This window comes from Deinococcus yavapaiensis KR-236 (assembly GCF_003217515.1).
Taxonomy (GTDB): domain Bacteria; phylum Deinococcota; class Deinococci; order Deinococcales; family Deinococcaceae; genus Deinococcus_A; species Deinococcus_A yavapaiensis.
This window is the reverse complement of sequence record NZ_QJSX01000014.1, coordinates 30,457-45,856: the sequence shown is the minus strand read 5'-3', so window position 1 is coordinate 45,856 and position 15,400 is coordinate 30,457. Positions and strand designations below refer to the sequence as shown.

General features: G+C 66.1%; 15 protein-coding genes. 14 read left to right on the top strand and 1 reads right to left on the bottom strand.

Annotated features, from left to right (window positions below; translation table 11 throughout):
* The first annotated feature begins 130 nt into the window (after positions 1-130).
* From DES52_RS16235 to DES52_RS16200, 8 genes are all read left to right on the top strand, one after another.
* Complete coding sequence (locus DES52_RS16235) at positions 131-1,123, top strand: beta-ketoacyl-ACP synthase III (RefSeq protein ID WP_110887878.1); 993 nt, start codon at positions 131-133, stop codon at positions 1,121-1,123.
* Positions 1,120-2,049 carry an ACP S-malonyltransferase gene (gene fabD / locus DES52_RS16230; protein WP_110887877.1) on the top strand — a complete coding sequence of 310 codons (930 nt, stop codon included), beginning with the start codon at positions 1,120-1,122 and terminating at the stop codon, positions 2,047-2,049. The genes DES52_RS16235 and fabD overlap by 4 nt, the downstream gene beginning before the upstream one ends.
* Complete coding sequence (gene fabG / locus DES52_RS16225) at positions 2,046-2,792, top strand: 3-oxoacyl-[acyl-carrier-protein] reductase (RefSeq protein ID WP_110887876.1); 747 nt, start codon at positions 2,046-2,048, stop codon at positions 2,790-2,792. The genes fabD and fabG overlap by 4 nt, the downstream gene beginning before the upstream one ends.
* 98 nt (positions 2,793-2,890) lie before the next feature.
* Positions 2,891-3,121 (top strand): acyl carrier protein, encoded by a 231-nt coding sequence (acpP, locus tag DES52_RS16220; protein WP_110887875.1) that lies wholly within the window; start codon positions 2,891-2,893, stop codon positions 3,119-3,121.
* 76 nt (positions 3,122-3,197) lie between these two features.
* Positions 3,198-4,433, top strand: a complete 1,236-nt coding sequence (gene fabF, locus DES52_RS16215) for a beta-ketoacyl-ACP synthase II (RefSeq protein ID WP_110887874.1) — start codon at positions 3,198-3,200, stop codon at positions 4,431-4,433.
* Positions 4,434-4,506: 73 nt separating this feature from the next.
* Positions 4,507-4,830 carry a hypothetical protein gene (locus DES52_RS16210; protein ID WP_110887873.1) on the top strand — a complete coding sequence of 108 codons (324 nt, stop codon included), beginning with the start codon at positions 4,507-4,509 and terminating at the stop codon, positions 4,828-4,830.
* Positions 4,831-4,924: 94 nt separating this feature from the next.
* Positions 4,925-6,943, top strand: coding sequence for a polyphosphate kinase 1 (ppk1, locus tag DES52_RS16205; protein ID WP_110887872.1), 2,019 nt, complete (start codon positions 4,925-4,927; stop codon positions 6,941-6,943).
* Between the two features lie 5 nt (positions 6,944-6,948).
* Positions 6,949-7,221 (top strand): hypothetical protein, encoded by a 273-nt coding sequence (locus tag DES52_RS16200; RefSeq protein ID WP_146237334.1) that lies wholly within the window; start codon positions 6,949-6,951, stop codon positions 7,219-7,221.
* A gap of 28 nt (positions 7,222-7,249) precedes the next feature.
* Here DES52_RS16200 and DES52_RS16195 read toward each other — a convergent pair whose 3' ends face one another.
* A complete protein-coding gene (locus tag DES52_RS16195) occupies positions 7,250-9,061 on the bottom strand; it encodes an APC family permease (protein ID WP_211317946.1) in 1,812 nt (603 codons plus the stop codon).
* 307 nt (positions 9,062-9,368) lie between these two features.
* On the opposite strand from DES52_RS16195, the gene DES52_RS23030 reads away from it, so the two are divergent.
* The 6 genes from DES52_RS23030 (at position 9,369) to DES52_RS16170 (ending at position 15,378) form a co-directional block, all read left to right on the top strand.
* Positions 9,369-9,509, top strand: coding sequence for a hypothetical protein (locus DES52_RS23030; RefSeq protein ID WP_170131099.1), 141 nt, complete (start codon positions 9,369-9,371; stop codon positions 9,507-9,509).
* Positions 9,510-9,628: 119 nt separating this feature from the next.
* A complete protein-coding gene (locus DES52_RS16190) occupies positions 9,629-10,726 on the top strand; it encodes a thiamine pyrophosphate-dependent dehydrogenase E1 component subunit alpha (RefSeq protein WP_110887869.1) in 1,098 nt (365 codons plus the stop codon).
* On the top strand, positions 10,723-11,745 hold the full coding sequence (locus DES52_RS16185) for an alpha-ketoacid dehydrogenase subunit beta (RefSeq protein WP_110887868.1): 1,023 nt from the start codon (positions 10,723-10,725) through the stop codon (positions 11,743-11,745). The genes DES52_RS16190 and DES52_RS16185 overlap by 4 nt, the downstream gene beginning before the upstream one ends.
* Positions 11,742-11,966: a hypothetical protein gene (locus tag DES52_RS16180; protein WP_110887867.1), complete on the top strand. Its 225-nt coding sequence runs from the start codon at positions 11,742-11,744 to the stop codon at positions 11,964-11,966. The genes DES52_RS16185 and DES52_RS16180 overlap by 4 nt, the downstream gene beginning before the upstream one ends.
* Positions 11,967-11,993: 27 nt before the next feature.
* Positions 11,994-13,436 (top strand): dihydrolipoamide acetyltransferase family protein, encoded by a 1,443-nt coding sequence (locus DES52_RS16175; RefSeq protein WP_110887866.1) that lies wholly within the window; start codon positions 11,994-11,996, stop codon positions 13,434-13,436.
* Positions 13,437-13,629: 193 nt separating this feature from the next.
* The gene (locus tag DES52_RS16170; RefSeq protein WP_110887865.1) at positions 13,630-15,378 is read left to right on the top strand and encodes a S8 family serine peptidase; all 1,749 of its coding nucleotides are present in this window, start codon (positions 13,630-13,632) and stop codon (positions 15,376-15,378) included.
* Positions 15,379-15,400 lie beyond the last annotated feature (22 nt).

Below are 15,400 nucleotides of genomic sequence, written 5' to 3'. Positions count from 1 at the left end.
GGCAAGCGGCGACGGCTTTTCTCGATATTCTCGATTCTTGGACTCGATTCATTGACCGGGCGGTCAAAGAATGATAGGGTTGCCCTCGGAAACACCGCGCGAGGTTCGTCGAGCCTCGCTGGGAGGCAAGATGGCAATCGGAATCACCGCACTTGGCGCGTACGCTCCCGACCGCGTCCTCACGAACGCGGAGCTCGAACGGATGCTCGACACCACCGACGAGTGGATCGTCTCCCGCACGGGCATTCGCGAACGGCACATCTCGGCGGACGACGAGTTCGCAAGCACCATGGGCGTGCGCGCCGTGCACGACCTCGTCCGCCGCGTTCCGAACGCCCTCGAGGGCGTAGACCTCGTCGTGTGCGCCACGAGTAGCCCGGACGCGCTCTTTCCGAGCACCGCCGCCCTCGTCGCGGGCGAAGTCGGCCTGGCGGGCGTCGGCGCGTTCGACCTCTCGTGCGCCTGCAGCGGCTTCGTGTACGCCTGCGCGAGCGCCCAAGGCTTCATCGCGGGCGGCATCGCGAAGAAGGTGCTCGTGATCGGCGCGGAAACCCTCAGCAAAATCGTCGATTGGAGCGACCGCGGCAGCTGCATCCTCTTCGGAGACGGCGCGGGCGCCGCCATCCTCGAGGAAGTGCCCGAGGGGTACGGCTTTCGGTCCGTCGTTCTCGGCGCCGACTCGGCGGGCGGGCCTTCTTTGTACATGAGGGCCGTCGCCGACCGCATTCCCGGCGTCGAGCGCATGTCCGACAAGACGGGCATGAACGGCCGTGAAGTCTTCAAGTTCGCCGTGCGCGTGCTCGGCGACTCCGGTCAGCAAGCGCTGGACAAGGCGGGCTTGACGTCGGGCCAAGTCGACTGGCTCATTCCCCACCAAGCCAACAGCCGCATCATCGACGCGGCTCGGCAGCGCTTCGGCATTCCCGAGGAGAAGGTCGTCGTGAACGTCGAGCGCTACGGCAACACCTCGACCGCAAGCATTCCCCTCGCCTTGTGCGAAGCGCTCGACGACGGTCGTATTCGCGACGGAGACGAACTTCTGCTCGTAGCCTTCGGAGGCGGCTTGTCGTGGAGCGCGAGTTGTCTGCGCTGGTACACGCCGAAGCAAGAAGGCCTCGCGTGAACATCGCCGCTCTCTTTCCTGGCCAGAATTCCCACGCGGTCGGCATGGGCGGCGACGTCGCCGCCGCCTTCGACGTCGCGGGCGACGTCTTCTCCACGACCGAGTCCGTCCTGCCCGGCCTGACCGCACTCATGGCGAACGGTCCCCTGCCCGAACTCACCCTCACGGCCAATCAGCAACCCGCCCTCGTCGCGGCGAGCGTCGCCGCATACCGCGCGTGGCGCGCCGCCACCGGCCTCACGCCCGCGTTCGCCGCGGGGCACAGCCTCGGCGAGTACTCCGCGCTCGTCGCGTCGGGTACCCTCGATCTCGCGTCCGCCTTGCGCCTCACGCGCAAACGCGGCGAGCTCATGCAAGAAGCCGTGCCAGAAGGCGTGGGCGCCATGGCGGCCGTTCTGAACGCCGATCTCGGCATCATTCGCGAAGCGTGCGCGTCGGCGGGCGGCGTGTGCGAAATCGCCAACCTCAATGCCCCCTCGCAAACCGTCATCAGCGGCGAGAAGAGCGCCGTGGCGACGGCGAGCGCCACGCTCAAGGGCGCGGGAGCGCGCGTCATTCCCCTCAAGGTCAGCGCGCCCTTCCACTGCTCGCTGATGTGGCCCGCCCGCGAGCGCCTCACGCCCGATCTACGCGACGCCGACCTTGGCGAGATGACCTTCCCGGTCTTGTCGAACGTCCTCGCCGACGTCGTGACGAACGTACGCGACGTTCCGGGCCTGCTCGCGCGGCAGATCACCGAGAGCGTCCGCTGGGTCGAAACGTTGCAGCGTTTGCACGAGCTCGGCACGGACACCTACGTCGAATTCGGGCCGGGCACCGTGCTCAAAGGGCTCGTGGAACGTACCTTGCCCGGCGCGACCGTTTACAACGTCCACACGCCCGCCGACATCGAGGCGTTCAACATTCGCATGGAGGAACACGCATGACGACCGAACGAAGAGTCGCCCTCGTCACGGGCGCGAGCCGAGGACTGGGACGCGCGATGGCGGTGCGACTCGCCGAGGCGGGCTTCGACGTCGCCGTGCACTACGGCCGTTCGGACGTCGAGGCGCAAGCGGTCGCGCAAGAAGCGCGCGCTCTCGGCGTGCGCGCCGAGGTCTTCGGCGCCGATCTCTCGCAACCGGCCAACGCCGGGAAGCTCGTCGAGGACGTCATCGCGGCGATGGGCGGCTTGTACGGCCTCGTGAACAACGCGGGCATCACCCGCGATACCCTCGCCGTTCGCATGAAAGACGACGACTGGGACGCCGTCCTCGACACCAACCTCACGGCCGCCTTCCATGCCGCGCGCGCCGCCATCAAGCACATGATGCGCGCACGGACGGGCCGCATCGTCAACATCTCCTCGGTCGTGGGCCTCACGGGCAATCCCGGCCAAGCGAACTACGTGGCGAGCAAGGCGGGCTTGATCGGCCTCACGAAAGCCCTCGCCAAGGAGTACGGCGGGCGCGGCATCACCGTCAACGCCGTCGCGCCCGGCTTCATCGAATCCGATATGACGGCCGCCTTGCCCGAGAACGTCCAGAAGACTTATCTCGGCTCGATTCCCCTCGGGCGCTTCGGGCAACCTCGCGACGTCGCCAACGTCGTGGCCTTCCTGCTTTCGGCGGAAGCGGCGTACGTGACCGGCCAAACGATCGGCGTCGACGGAGGTCTCAACCCGCACTGACGACCCCGAGGCAGGATTGAACGCGGTTCAATCTGCGCTTCCCCTCACCTCTCGCCCTGTACACTGTCTCAGACTTCAATTCCACGGAGGAAACCAACATGGATACGTACGAACAAATCAAAGAAGTGATCGTCGAGAAGCTCGGTGTGGACGCGGACAAGATCGCCCCGGACGCCCGCTTCGTCGAGGATCTCGGCGCGGACAGCCTCGAGACCGTCGAGCTCATCATGGGCCTCGAGGACAAGTTCGGCATCACCATCTCCGACGAGGAAGCCGAAGGCATCCGCACCGTGCAAGCGGCCGTCGACTACATCAACAGCAAGCAGTAAGTCGAGCGGCGAGGGTCGAGGGTCGAGAGTGCGTTCACCCTCGTCGCTCGACCCTCGGCCCTCGACAGGTGAAACCATGAAACGAGTTGTCATCACGGGTCTCGGTCCCCTCACCCCGATCGGCATGGGCGCGGCAGACTTCGCAGTCGCGCAACGCGCGGGCAAGAGCGGCATCGGTCCCATCACGCGGTTCGACGCGTCGAACATGGCGTGCCGCATCGCCGGTGAAGTGACCGCCGACTTTCTTCAGTTCGTCGATCCGCGCGAAGTCAAGCGCCTCGACCGCTTCGTGCAGTACGCCCTCGCCGCCGCCGCCCTCGCCGTCGAACACGCGGGCCTCACGCCGCAAGACTTGCAAAGCGACCGGACGGGCACCCTCATCGGAACGGGCATCGGCGGTCTGGAGACCTTCGAGAACCAGTTCAAGGTGATGTTCGAGCGCGGCGCGCACCGCGTCTCGCCGATGTTCATCCCGATGATGATCGCCAACATGGCGTCCGGTCACGTCGCGATGCGCTACGGCGCGATGGGACCGAGCTCCACGGTCGTCACGGCCTGCGCGACGGGAAGCGGCGCCATCGGCGAGGCGATGCGCTACATCCAACTCGGCGAAGCGGACATCATGCTCGCCGGAGGCACCGAGGCGGCCGTGACGCCCATCGCGATCGGAAGCTTCTCGAACATGAAGGCGCTCAGCACCCGCAACGACGATCCGCAAAAGGCGAGTCGTCCGTTCAGCGCGACGCGCGACGGCTTCGTGCTCGGCGAAGGCGCGGGCGTGTTGATCCTCGAAGAGCTCGAACACGCGCGGGCGCGCGGCGCGACGATCTACGCCGAATTGCTCGGCTACGGCGTGTCGGCCGACGCGCACCACATCACGGCGCCCGCGCCCGAAGGTCGCGGCGCGCAAGTCGCGATGCGGCTCGCGCTGCGCTCGGCGGGCGTCAATCCCGAGGAAGTCGGGTACGTCAACGCGCACGGCACGTCCACGCCCGCCAACGACCTCGCGGAAACGCAAGCGATCAAAGCGATCTACGGCGAGCACGCGCGCAAGTTGCAAATCAGCTCCACGAAGAGCATGACGGGCCACCTGCTCGGCGCCGCCGGGGCGATCGAGGCGATCGCGACGGCGCAAGCCCTAACGGACGGCATCCTGCCGCCCACCATCAACCTCGACGATCCGGACCCGGAGCTCGACCTCGACTACATCCCGCACCACGCGCGCGAAGCGCAAGTCGAAGTCGCCATGTCGAACTCCTTCGCGTTCGGCGGGCAAAACGCCGTGCTGGTGATGCGCCGCTTTCGAAGCTGAGCGCTCGGAGCAACGAACGGTCGGGCGTGCGATCCCACCATGTGGGCGCGCGCCACCCCGTAAACTCGTTCTCGTGAATCTCCGAACGGCCCGCACCATCGGCTTTGTCGTGCTCGGGTTGGCGGCCCTGCAACTCGTCGGCCTCTTCTTCGATCCTGCCCGCGACGGACCGAACCTGCTCGTGGGCGCGTTCGGTGTCGTGGCGTACGCCCTGTTCGGCCTCGGAAACATCGCGCCGCAGCGAATTCCACTGCTGTGGGGCGTCGCGGCGCTCGCGTTGTACGGCGCGAGCCTCATGGTCTTGCGCTTCGCGCAAGGCCGCTGGCTGGAAGGCGGCGCGTTTCTCGTGCTGCTCGCGGGCGGCGCGTACGTCGTGCTGCGAGCGCGGCGACGATGACGAGCTCGGGAAGGCCGCAGGTTAACGCACGCTCCGCTCGACGCCCTCCTCATCTTTTCGGTACGCTGCCAGACACGCCCTGGAGGCCCCGAACGTGATTCGCACGAACCCCACTACCTCCAACGCCTCGACGTTCCTCAACCGCGAGCTCTCGTGGCTGGCGTTCAACGAGCGCGTTCTCGCCGAAGCGAACGACGAGCGCAACCCGCTGCTCGAGCGCTTGAAGTTCTGCGCGATCGCGGCGAGCAACCTCGACGAGTTCTTCATGGTGCGCGTCGCGGGCGTGCACCGCCAACTCGATGCCGGCGTCACGGTGCGCAGTCCCGACGGCCTCACGCCCGCCGAGACGCTCGCCAACGTCCGCCGAAAGGCCGGAGACATGCTGCGGCGCATCGAACGCGTCGCCAACGCCTTGCTGCGCAAGCTTCGAGATCAAGGGGCGCGCATCACACGCGTGCGCGACCTTGGCATGCGCGCGCGCGCCAAGCTGCGCGAGCACTACCTCAAGCAGATCCAGCCTGTCTTGACGCCCCTCGCCGTCGATCCCAGCCACCCGTTTCCGTACATCTCGAACCTCAGCCTCAACCTCGCCGTGATCGTGCACGACGAGGAAGAAGACGGGCAGGAGTTCGCGCGTGTCAAAGTGCCCGTCGGCGTCTTGCCCCGCGTCGTGGAGATCGACGGGCAGTACCTGCTGCTCGAAGACATTATCGCCGCGCACCTCGGCGACCTTTTCCGAGGTCGCACGGTGTTGTCCTCGTACGTCTTCCGAGTGACGCGCAACACCGATTACGAGTTCGAGGAGGAGGAAGCCGAGGACTTGCTGCAAACGATCGAGGAAGGCTTGCGGCGCCGCCGCTTCGGCGCGTCCGTGCGCTTGGAGATCACGCGGGACATGCCCAAGGAGCTGCGCGACCTGCTGACCGAGCGTCTCGACCTCGACGACGAGGACGTCTTCCAGCTCGGCGGGCCGCTCGGTCTCGCCGACTTCATGGCGTGGAACCCAGGTCGTCCCGACCTCACCTTCAAGCCGTTCGTGCCGCACGTGCCCGACATCGAAGGCGAGGACGGCGTGTTCGACACGCTCAAGAAGGGTGACGTGCTGCTGCACCATCCGTACGACTCCTTCGACCCGGTGCTGCGCTTTTTGGAAAGCGCGGCGATCGACCCGGAAGTCCTCGCGATCAAGCAGACGCTGTACCGCACCGGGAACGACGAGCGCCTGCTCAACGTCTTGAGGACGGCCGCCGAGAACGGCAAGCAAGCCGTCGCCCTGATCGAGCTCAAGGCCCGCTTCGACGAGCACCGCAACATCGCGTGGGCGCGCGCCCTGGAGCGTTCCGGCGCGCACGTCGTGTACGGCATCGCCGGCCTCAAGACGCACGCGAAGGTGACGCTCGTCGTGCGGCGCGAAGGCGGCGAGTTGCGGCGGTTCGTGCACGTCGGGACCGGCAACTACAATCCGCGCACCGCCAAGCTCTACACCGACCTCAGCTTGCTCACGACCGATCCGGACATCGGCGACGACGTCTCCGACCTCTTCAACCACCTCACGGGTTACGCCGAAGCGCAGTACGAAACGCTGCTCGTCGCGCCCGACACCGCCCGCGCCCGCTTGTACGAACTCATCGACGGGGAAGCCCAACGGGCGCGGCGTGGCGAGGACGGTTGGATCTTCGCGAAGATGAACCAGCTCACCGATCCCGGCATGATCGAGGCGTTGTACCGCGCGTCTCAAGCGGGCGTGCGCGTTCGGCTCTTGGTGCGCGGCGTGTGCTGCCTGCGGCCCGGGGTGCCCGACCTTTCCGAGAACATCACGGTGCGCAGCCTGCTCGGGCGCTTCTTGGAGCACGCGCGCGTCTTCGCCTTCGGCGGCAGCGGCGTGTACTTCGGCAGCCCCGACCTCATGAGCCGCAACCTCAACCGCCGCGTCGAAGTCATCGCGCCCGCGTGCACCGCCTCGCACCGCGAGCGCCTGCTGTCCATCCTCGACACCGAGTGGCACGATCAACGCGGCGCGTGGGAGCTGCGCCCCGACGGCGCCTACGAAAAGCTCGAAGGGGAGTTCAGCGCGCAAGAAGCTTTCATGCAAGCCGCTCATCCGAGGAGTTGACGTTCGTGTCCATCCGCCTTCGTTGCACCACCCGAAACTTGTCCAGCGGCACGCGAGCGACCGTCCTCGAGAGTCTCGCGCCGCTTCTCACTCCCGGCGACCTTCTCGGCTTCTGCCTCGACGAGGCCGTCCCGACGGACGGCGTCTTGGAGTTCGGCGGCCACGCTTACCGCGTCGGAAACGTCCGCCTGCTCGAAGACCCCGATGACGAACGCTTCACCGTCGTGGAGTGCGAGTTGGCGGACGAACCCGCCGAGACGAACGACGAGCAGGCTTGACCTGGAGTTCTTCCCGGCGAGGGCGGCGTCAACCGCCCACGTGCACCATGGGCCGCTGGCCAAGGTTCTTCTCGGCGACGCGCAGGACTTCGTGCGTGAGGGGCGCCGTGTCGCCTTCCCCGGCGATCAGGAACTTCAGGGCGTTGCGAACCCCGCTTTCGTCGTTCCACTCGAAGTACACGTGCGGCACGTGCCCGGTGAGGTCGCGCACGGCGAGCAGAATGGCGGCGACGGCGTTCGGGACGGCGCTCGTCTCGGCACGCAGCACTTGGAACGAACCGATCGCGACGCCCCGCACGTCCAGCACTTCCGAGAAGTTCGAGGCGTCGGCGACATGCACCTCCAGGAACATCACGGGATCGCCCTCGGGCAGGTGCGTGTCGTAACGCACGTCGAGTTCGCGCAGACGCAGTTCGTCGGGATCGCTCGTCTCGAGTTGATTGGCGATGAAGCGGATGGGCGCGTTTCGTGCGCCGAGAATGAAGCGCAGCGCGGTATGGTCGAACTCCACGCGGTCGACACGCAACTCGGTGGCGCGCGCGACGCGCGACAGCAGCGAGATGCCGAGAATCGCGGCGATGAAGAACGACGCGATGACCAAGCCGTCAGGCCGCTCGAAGACGTTGAGGATCGTCGTGAGGACGAACACGACCGTGATGGCGGCGAACACGCCGGACAGCCCTCGCTCGCCGAGGCGGCGCGTGGAGAGCGTCACGGCGAGCGCCGCCGACGACATCAAGACGAGCACGCCCGTCGCGTACGCGCCGCCTTGCGCGGTGACGTCCGCGCGAAAGATCAAGGTGATGGCGAAACCGATGAGCGTGAACAGCAGCACGAGAGGACGCGTCGCCTGCGCCCAATCGGGCGCCATGCCGTAGCGCGGCAAGTAGCGCGGCACGATGTTCAAGAGGCCCGACATCGCCGAGGCGCCCGCGAACCACAAGATCATGATCGTGGAAAGGTCGTAGATCGTGCCGAAAAGCGGTCCGAAGTTCTCGTGCGCGAGGTACGCGAGGGCCCGTCCGTTCGCGGCGCCGCCCGCCAAGAAGGCCTCGGGAGGAATCAGCAGGGTCGCGACGAAACTGGAGCCGAGCAGCAACGCGCTCATGACGAGGGCGGCCGTCGTGAGGAGTTTTTTGGTGTTGCGAATGCGGCCCTTGGGACGGTAGGCCTTGTCGTTCGGGTCGCCCTTCACGAGCGGCATGACGGTCACGCCCGTCTCGAAGCCCGACAGGCCCAGCGCGAGCTTCGGAAAGACGAACAGGGCCGTACCGATCATCAGCCAGGGGCTGTGAAACTGCGCGGCGAGGCTCGAACGCCAGTTGGCGACGACGTCGAGGTTTCGCGTGACGAACGCGAGACCGTCGGCGATCACGACGACGCTCATGGCGATGTACGTCACGACGAGCACGACGGCCAGCCCCACCGCTTCCTTGAATCCCTTCAGGAACACGCCGCCCAGCAGCGCCACGAGAAAGAGCGTGAGGGGAATGTTGAGTCCTTCGAGGTAGCCGTTGACGTAAGGATTTTCGACGACGTGCACGGCGGCGTCGGCGGCCGAGAGGGTGATGGTGATGACGAAGTCCGTGGCGACGAAGCCGATCAGGGCGAGGGCGAGGAGCTTGCTCGGCCAGTACGACAGCAAGTTCTCGAACATGGAGATCGAGCCTTGCCCGTGCGGACTTTCCTTCGCGACGCGCCGGTACATCGGAAGCGCGCCGAGCAGCGTCACGAGCACGAGGATCAGCGTCGCGATAGGGCTGAGGGCCCCGGCGGCGAGCGCGGCGATGCCAGGTTGGTAACCGAGGGTGGAGAAGTAGTCGACGCCCGTGAGGCACATGACCTTCCACCACGGGTGCTTTTCGTTTTGCGCCTCGACGTCCTCGTCGGGCTCGAAGTAGCTCGGAGGTGTCGGCGCCCTCGCGCCGGAAAGCAGCCAATTGCGAAACGAACGTCCGAGCGAATTGCTTTGCCGCGTCACCGAACGAAACCTCCCAAACGCCCCAGCATACTCCGCGCGCCATCCGGATGGTGAAATACCGCGCGCCGCAAAGCGCGCCTTCGCTCAAAGTCGCTTCAAGCTCGCCTCAACAGTCGCTGGCGAAATCGTTCACGCGCCCTGACGTTGCGACTGGCACACTGCGGACATGAACGAGACGGACGTGGTGACGATGGTGAGCGCCCTCGGCGCGCTCGCGGGCTTGCTCGGAGTCTTGAAGGCGAAGCGGGACGCGGAGGCGCGCGCACGTCGCGTGCCCGTTCGCGCGCGCTTGATCAAGCGCCGCTGAACGAAGCGCTTGTGTGGTATCCAGAAGACGAACGCCTCGAAGGTCGTATACTACCTAACGGGCGTTAGACCGCCTCCGTGGCGTGAGTCACGCGAGCGGTTCGCTCTCGAGGAGGCCACATGCATCAGCCGTTCACCGACACGCCCATCCGCTTGGTGGGCGACGACGGCAGAAAAATCGGGACGTGGACGTTGGACTTGACGGAAGTCCAGCTCGTCGCGGTGCTTCGCGACATGATCCGCGCCCGGGAATTCGACAAGAAGCTCATCACCATCCTGCGTCAAGGGCGCACGACGTTCTACGCGCAATCGAGCGGGATGGAAGCCACCCAAGTCGGCCTTTCGCGCGCCATGCGCGCGGGCCACGACTGGATCTGGCCGTATTACCGCGACCAAGGCATCGCCCTCGGGCTCGGCGTCTCCATGCGCGACCTCTTCGCGCAGTGCCTCGGCACGAACGCCGACCTCAACAAAGGTCGGCAGATGCCGCACCACTTCGGCATCAAGAACTTCAACTTCGTCTCGATCAGCTCCAGCATCGCCAATCAAGTCGCGCCTGCGACGGGCACGGCGATGGCGCAGAAGTACCTCGGCACGGACGAGATCACCGTGTGCACCTTCGGCGACGGCGCGACGTCGGAAGGTGACTGGCACGCGGGCCTCAACATGGCGGGCGTGAACAAGGCGCCCGTGATGTTCGTGTGCGAAAACAACCAGTGGGCGATCTCCGTGGACTTCAAAGGTCAGACGGCGGCCGAGAACATCGCCATCAAGGCGAGGGCGTACGGCATGCCTGGCTACTACGTGGACGGCAATGACGTCATGGCCGTCATGAGCGTTCTCAAGCAAGTCGCCGAGGACGTGCGCTCGGGCAAAGGCCCCGCCCTCGTGGAGTGCCTCACGTACCGCGTCGGCTCGCACTCCAACGCGGACGCCGACGCCGAGAAGCAGTACCGCTCGCGCGAAGAAGTCGCCTTCTGGCAGCAGAAGGACCCCATCGACCGGTTCGAGCGCTTTCTCAAAGCCGAAGGCGTCGCCGTGGACCGCGCCGCCCTCGTCGCCGAGGCGAACCGTGAAATCGACGACGCCCTCGACCACGCGGATGCCAGCGGCTTTCCCGCTTGGGACGTCATGTTCGAGGACGTGTACTCGGACACACCCGTTCACATCGGCGAGCAGCGCGCGTTCGTCAAAGCCGAGCAAGAGGTGACGTCGTGACCGCCCTGCAAGAAAAACAAACGACCGTCTCCGCCACGGGCACCCTCAGCCTCAACTTCATCCAGGCGCTCAACCTCGGCATCCGCGAGGAGATGCGCCGCGACGAGACGGTCGTGCTCTTCGGCGAGGATGTCGGCGCGCGCGGCGGCGTGTTCCTCGCCACCGAGGGCATTCAAGCGGAGTTCGGCAAGAAGCGCGTCTTCGACACGCCCCTCAGCGAAGCGAGCATCGTCGGCGCGGCCGTCGGAATGGCCGTGCGCGGCATGCGGCCCATCGCCGAGATTCAATTCGCCGATTACATGGGCCCCGCCTTCGACCAGATCATTTCGCAAGCCGCGAAGATTCGCTACCGCTCGGGCGCGCAGTTCACGGCGCCCCTCGTGATTCGCACGCCTTCGGGCGGCGGTGTGCGCGGCGGGCACCACCACAGCCAAAGCCCCGAGAGCTACTTCACGCACACGCCCGGCCTCAAGGTCGTCATGCCGAGCACGCCGTACGACGCGCGCGGTCTGCTCAAGGCCGCCGTGCGCAGCGACGACCCGGTGATCTTCTTCGAGCCCAAGCGCTTGTACCGCGCGTTCAAGGAAGACATTCCCGCCGAGGACTACGTCGTGGAACTCGGCAAGGCGAAGGTGCGCCAAGAAGGCGCGGACCTCACGATCGTCGGATACGGCGGCGTGATGCCCGACGCGATGAAAGCCGCCGCCGCCCTGCAAGGCGAAGGCGTGAGCGTCGAAGTGATCGACTTGCGCTCTCTCGTGCCGTGGGACAAGGAAACGGTCCTCGCCAGCGTCGCGAAGACGGGCCGCGTTCTGCTCGTATCCGAAGCGCCGCGCATCTCGAACTTCATGGGCGAGGTCGCGTACTCGATTCAAGAGGAGCTGTTCGATCAGTTGCTCGCTCCCGTCTTGCAAGTCGCGGGCTTCGACACGCCCTACCCGTACGTGCAAGACAAGATCTACCTGCCCGGCCCCAACCGCATGGTGCGGGCCGCCGCGAAACTGCTCGGGTACGCGTGAACGACCTGTCGCGCCCCCTACTGTCGATCTTCGGCCTCGCCGCCGGGTTCGCGCTGTACCAGGGGGCGCTTCGCCTGCCTGCGCCGTGGGAGAGCGTCGCCATCGGCGTTCTCTTCGCGGCGTTCGGCGTGGCGATCTGGCTGAACGGCCGAGAGGACCGCGTGAACCAAATCGTCGGCGGTCTGTTCGTGGTGTTCGGCGTCGTCCGATTCTTCCTCTGATCCACCCTCTGATTTCAAGGAGTCTCAATGCCCAAGGAACTGCTCCTGCCCGAACTCGCCGAATCCGTCGTGGAAGGCGAGATCCTCAAGTGGCTCGTCCAGGAAGGCGAGCGCGTCGAGAAGGACCAGCCCGTCGTGGAGGTCATGACGGACAAGGTGACGGTCGAACTGCCGTCTCCGTACGCCGGGGTGCTTTCGAAGCGCCTCGTGAAGGAAGGCGACATCGTCGCCGTGCACTCGGCCCTCGCGATCATCGAGGACTCGGTCGGCGCGGCGTCGGCGGCGCCCGCGCGTGAACTCGTGGCGGCGGGAAGCGCGTCCGCTCAGCAAGCGCTGCAGACGACCGCCGAGAGCCCCGCCACGACGACGGCGAAGCTTCCCGTCACGGCCGTCGAGGAGCGCTCGATCGTGGAGGCGGGCGTCAAAGAGGACAAGGGCGACGACGGCAGTCTCTTCAAGGCCTTCGCGGGCGACGACAAGATCACGATGCCCGCGCTCGGAAAGGCTCCCGGAGCCTCGACCGCTCCTTCGAACGCGCACGGCCGCGTCCTCGCCGTGCCCGCCGCGCGTCAACTCGCCCGCGAACTCGGCGTCGACTTGAACGACGTCAAGGGCAGCGGGCCCAACGGGCGCGTGCGCGTCGCCGACGTGCACACCTTCGCGATGCAAAAGGAACGCGCCTCGCAGCAGCAAGCCAAGGCTCCCGTCGGATCCGGCTTGCCCGTGCCGCCGCCTCAGTACAAGACGCCCAAAGGCTACGAGCACTTGGAGACGCGCACGCCGCTTCGTGGCATGCGCCGCGTCATCTCGAACGCGATGCAGGCGTCGCACCTCTACACCGTTCGCACGCTCACCGTCGACGAAGTCAACATGACGAAGCTCGTCGCGCTGCGCGCCCGCGTGAAGGACGACGCGGAGAAGGCGGGCGCGAAGATCAGCTACCTGCCGTTCATCTTCAAGGCGATCGCGACGGCCCTGCGCAAGTTCCCGAGCCTCAACACCTCCTTCGACGAGGCGACGGGCGAAATCGTCCACAAGTCGTACTACAACATCGGCATGGCGGTCGCTGCCGAAGCGGGGCTGCTCGTGCCCGTGCTGCGTGACGTGGACCGCAAGAGCATCGTCGAACTCGCCAAGGAAGTCGTGGACCTCGCGGGCCGCACGCGAGACGGCAAGCTCTCGGCGGACGAACTCACCGGCAGCACGTTCAGCGTCACGAACATCGGCTCGATCGGGGCGCTCTTCTCATTCCCGATCATCAACGTGCCCGACGCCGCCATCTTGGGCATCCACTCCATCCAGAAGCGTCCCATCGTGAACGATCGTGACGAAATCGAAGTCGCGCACATGATGTACCTCTCGCTGTCCTTCGATCACCGCCTCGTGGACGGCGCCGAGGCCGCACGTTTCTGCAAGGAAGTCATTCGTCTGCTGGAAAACCCGGACACCTTGCTGCTCGAAGGCATCTGACGAGGCGAAAGGCCGTTCGAACTCCCCATCTCGGGGAGTTTTTTTGTTCACGCTGCTGCTTCGCTTATCATTCTCTAATTATATTCTCAGGGATATCTCACCTTTTGTGAGATTCTGGGCGCTAGCATCGTTCAACATTGCAAGAAAAGTCGGGCGACCGCACACGCGGAGCGTTCGACCACGAGGAGTAGGGATGAAGAACGTCCGTGCCATCTGTCTTTTAGGCTTGTCGCTTTCGCTCGCCGCTTGCGGTTCGACGCCTTCGAGCGTCACCGCCTCCACCTCGGACCTCGCCACGCAAGGCGTGCGCAGTGAAACGGCCGCCCGTTACCTCGTGGGGTTCAAAGCGGGCAAAGGCGTCGACCGTAAAGCGATTTCCCGCGCGGGCGGACAACTCGGCCGCTCCTTCGACCGCATCGAGGCCGCGTCCGTCACCCTCACCCCGTCCGCCGCGCAAAAGCTCGCGTCGGATCCCAGCGTCGAGTACGTCGAGCGCGTGGAATTGCGCTACCAAGCGGGCGGTCCGGCCGCCGACACGGACGGCCTCGTCTCCATCGCCGGAACGACGCTCGGCAAGCCGGGCGGCACCCTCGGCGGCCTCAACGCCACGTGGAGCCAACAAGGCGAAATCACGTACGGCGATCAAGCCCTCAACGTGCCGCAACTGTACGGCATGAACCAGCGCGGCGCGGGCATCGGCGTGTGCGTCGTCGATACGGGCATCGACGGGGACCACCCCGAACTCGCGGCGGCCTTGAAAGGCTACAAGAACTTCGTGCTGGCGGACTCGCCTCAACGTGACGACCCTTTCACGAACGATGTCAACGGTCACGGCACGCACGTCAGCGGCACGATCGCCGCTCAGCTCGGCAGTGAGTCCTCGGGTCTGCTGCACCAAATGACGTGGCAAGGCGGCGTGCTCGGCGTCGCTCCGAGCGTGAACTTGTACGCGGCGCGCGTGCTCGGCGACACCGGGTACGGCACGACCGAGGACGTCATCGCGGGCGTTTTGTGGTGCGCGGGCAAGGTCGCGCTCGGTGAAGAGCGGCACATGGTCATCAACATGTCGCTCGGTTCCGGCAAGCCCAAAGCGGCCGCCGAGCAGTACGAGACGCGCACGGAACGCCGCGCCATGCAAGCCGCGTACGACATGGGCGCCCTGCTGGTCGGCGCGGCGGGTAACGACGCGAGCAAGGAACCGCACTACCCGTCCGATCACCCCAGCGTCATCAAGGTGGGCGCCGTGAACGCGAAGGGTGACCTGGCGAGCTTCTCGAACTACAACTCCAAGCAGGAACTCGTCGCGCCGGGCGATCAAGTGCTTTCGAGCGTGCCCGTAGGCTTTGGCCGCGACGGCTCGGTGAGCGTGCCGGGCTTCTCCTTCGCGAGCATGGAGGCCGCTACCGGCTCGGCCGTCAGCTCGGTCACGGGCGTGATCACCGCGACGGCCACCGCCAGCAACCAGTTGTGCGGCGTGGGCACGATCGATGCCACCCTGAGCGGCAAGATCGCCTTGATCTCGCGCGGCACGTGCACCTTCGCCGAGAAGGTCACCAACGCCGTGAACAGCGGCGCCATCGGCGCGATCATTTACAACAACCGCGCCGGGGATTTCGGAGCGGACTTGGGCAGCGACAAGAGCATTCCCGTCGTGACGATCCTGCAAGCCGACGGGCAGGCGTTGCTGCAAGCGCTGACGGCGTCCACCACGGGCTCCTTGTCCGTGAAGACCGCCGATTACGCCTACTACGGCGGCACGAGCATGGCGACGCCGCACGTGTCGGGCGCGGCGGCCCTCGTGTGGGCGGCCAAGCCGAACCTCACGAACGAGCAACTGCGCAAGTTGCTGTCCGACACCGCCACCGACCTCGGTCCTAACGGTCGCGACAACTTCTTCGGCAACGGACTCGTCAACCCGCTCGCGGCGATTCAAACCCCGTAACCCGGCCTTCGAAGGCGGGCGG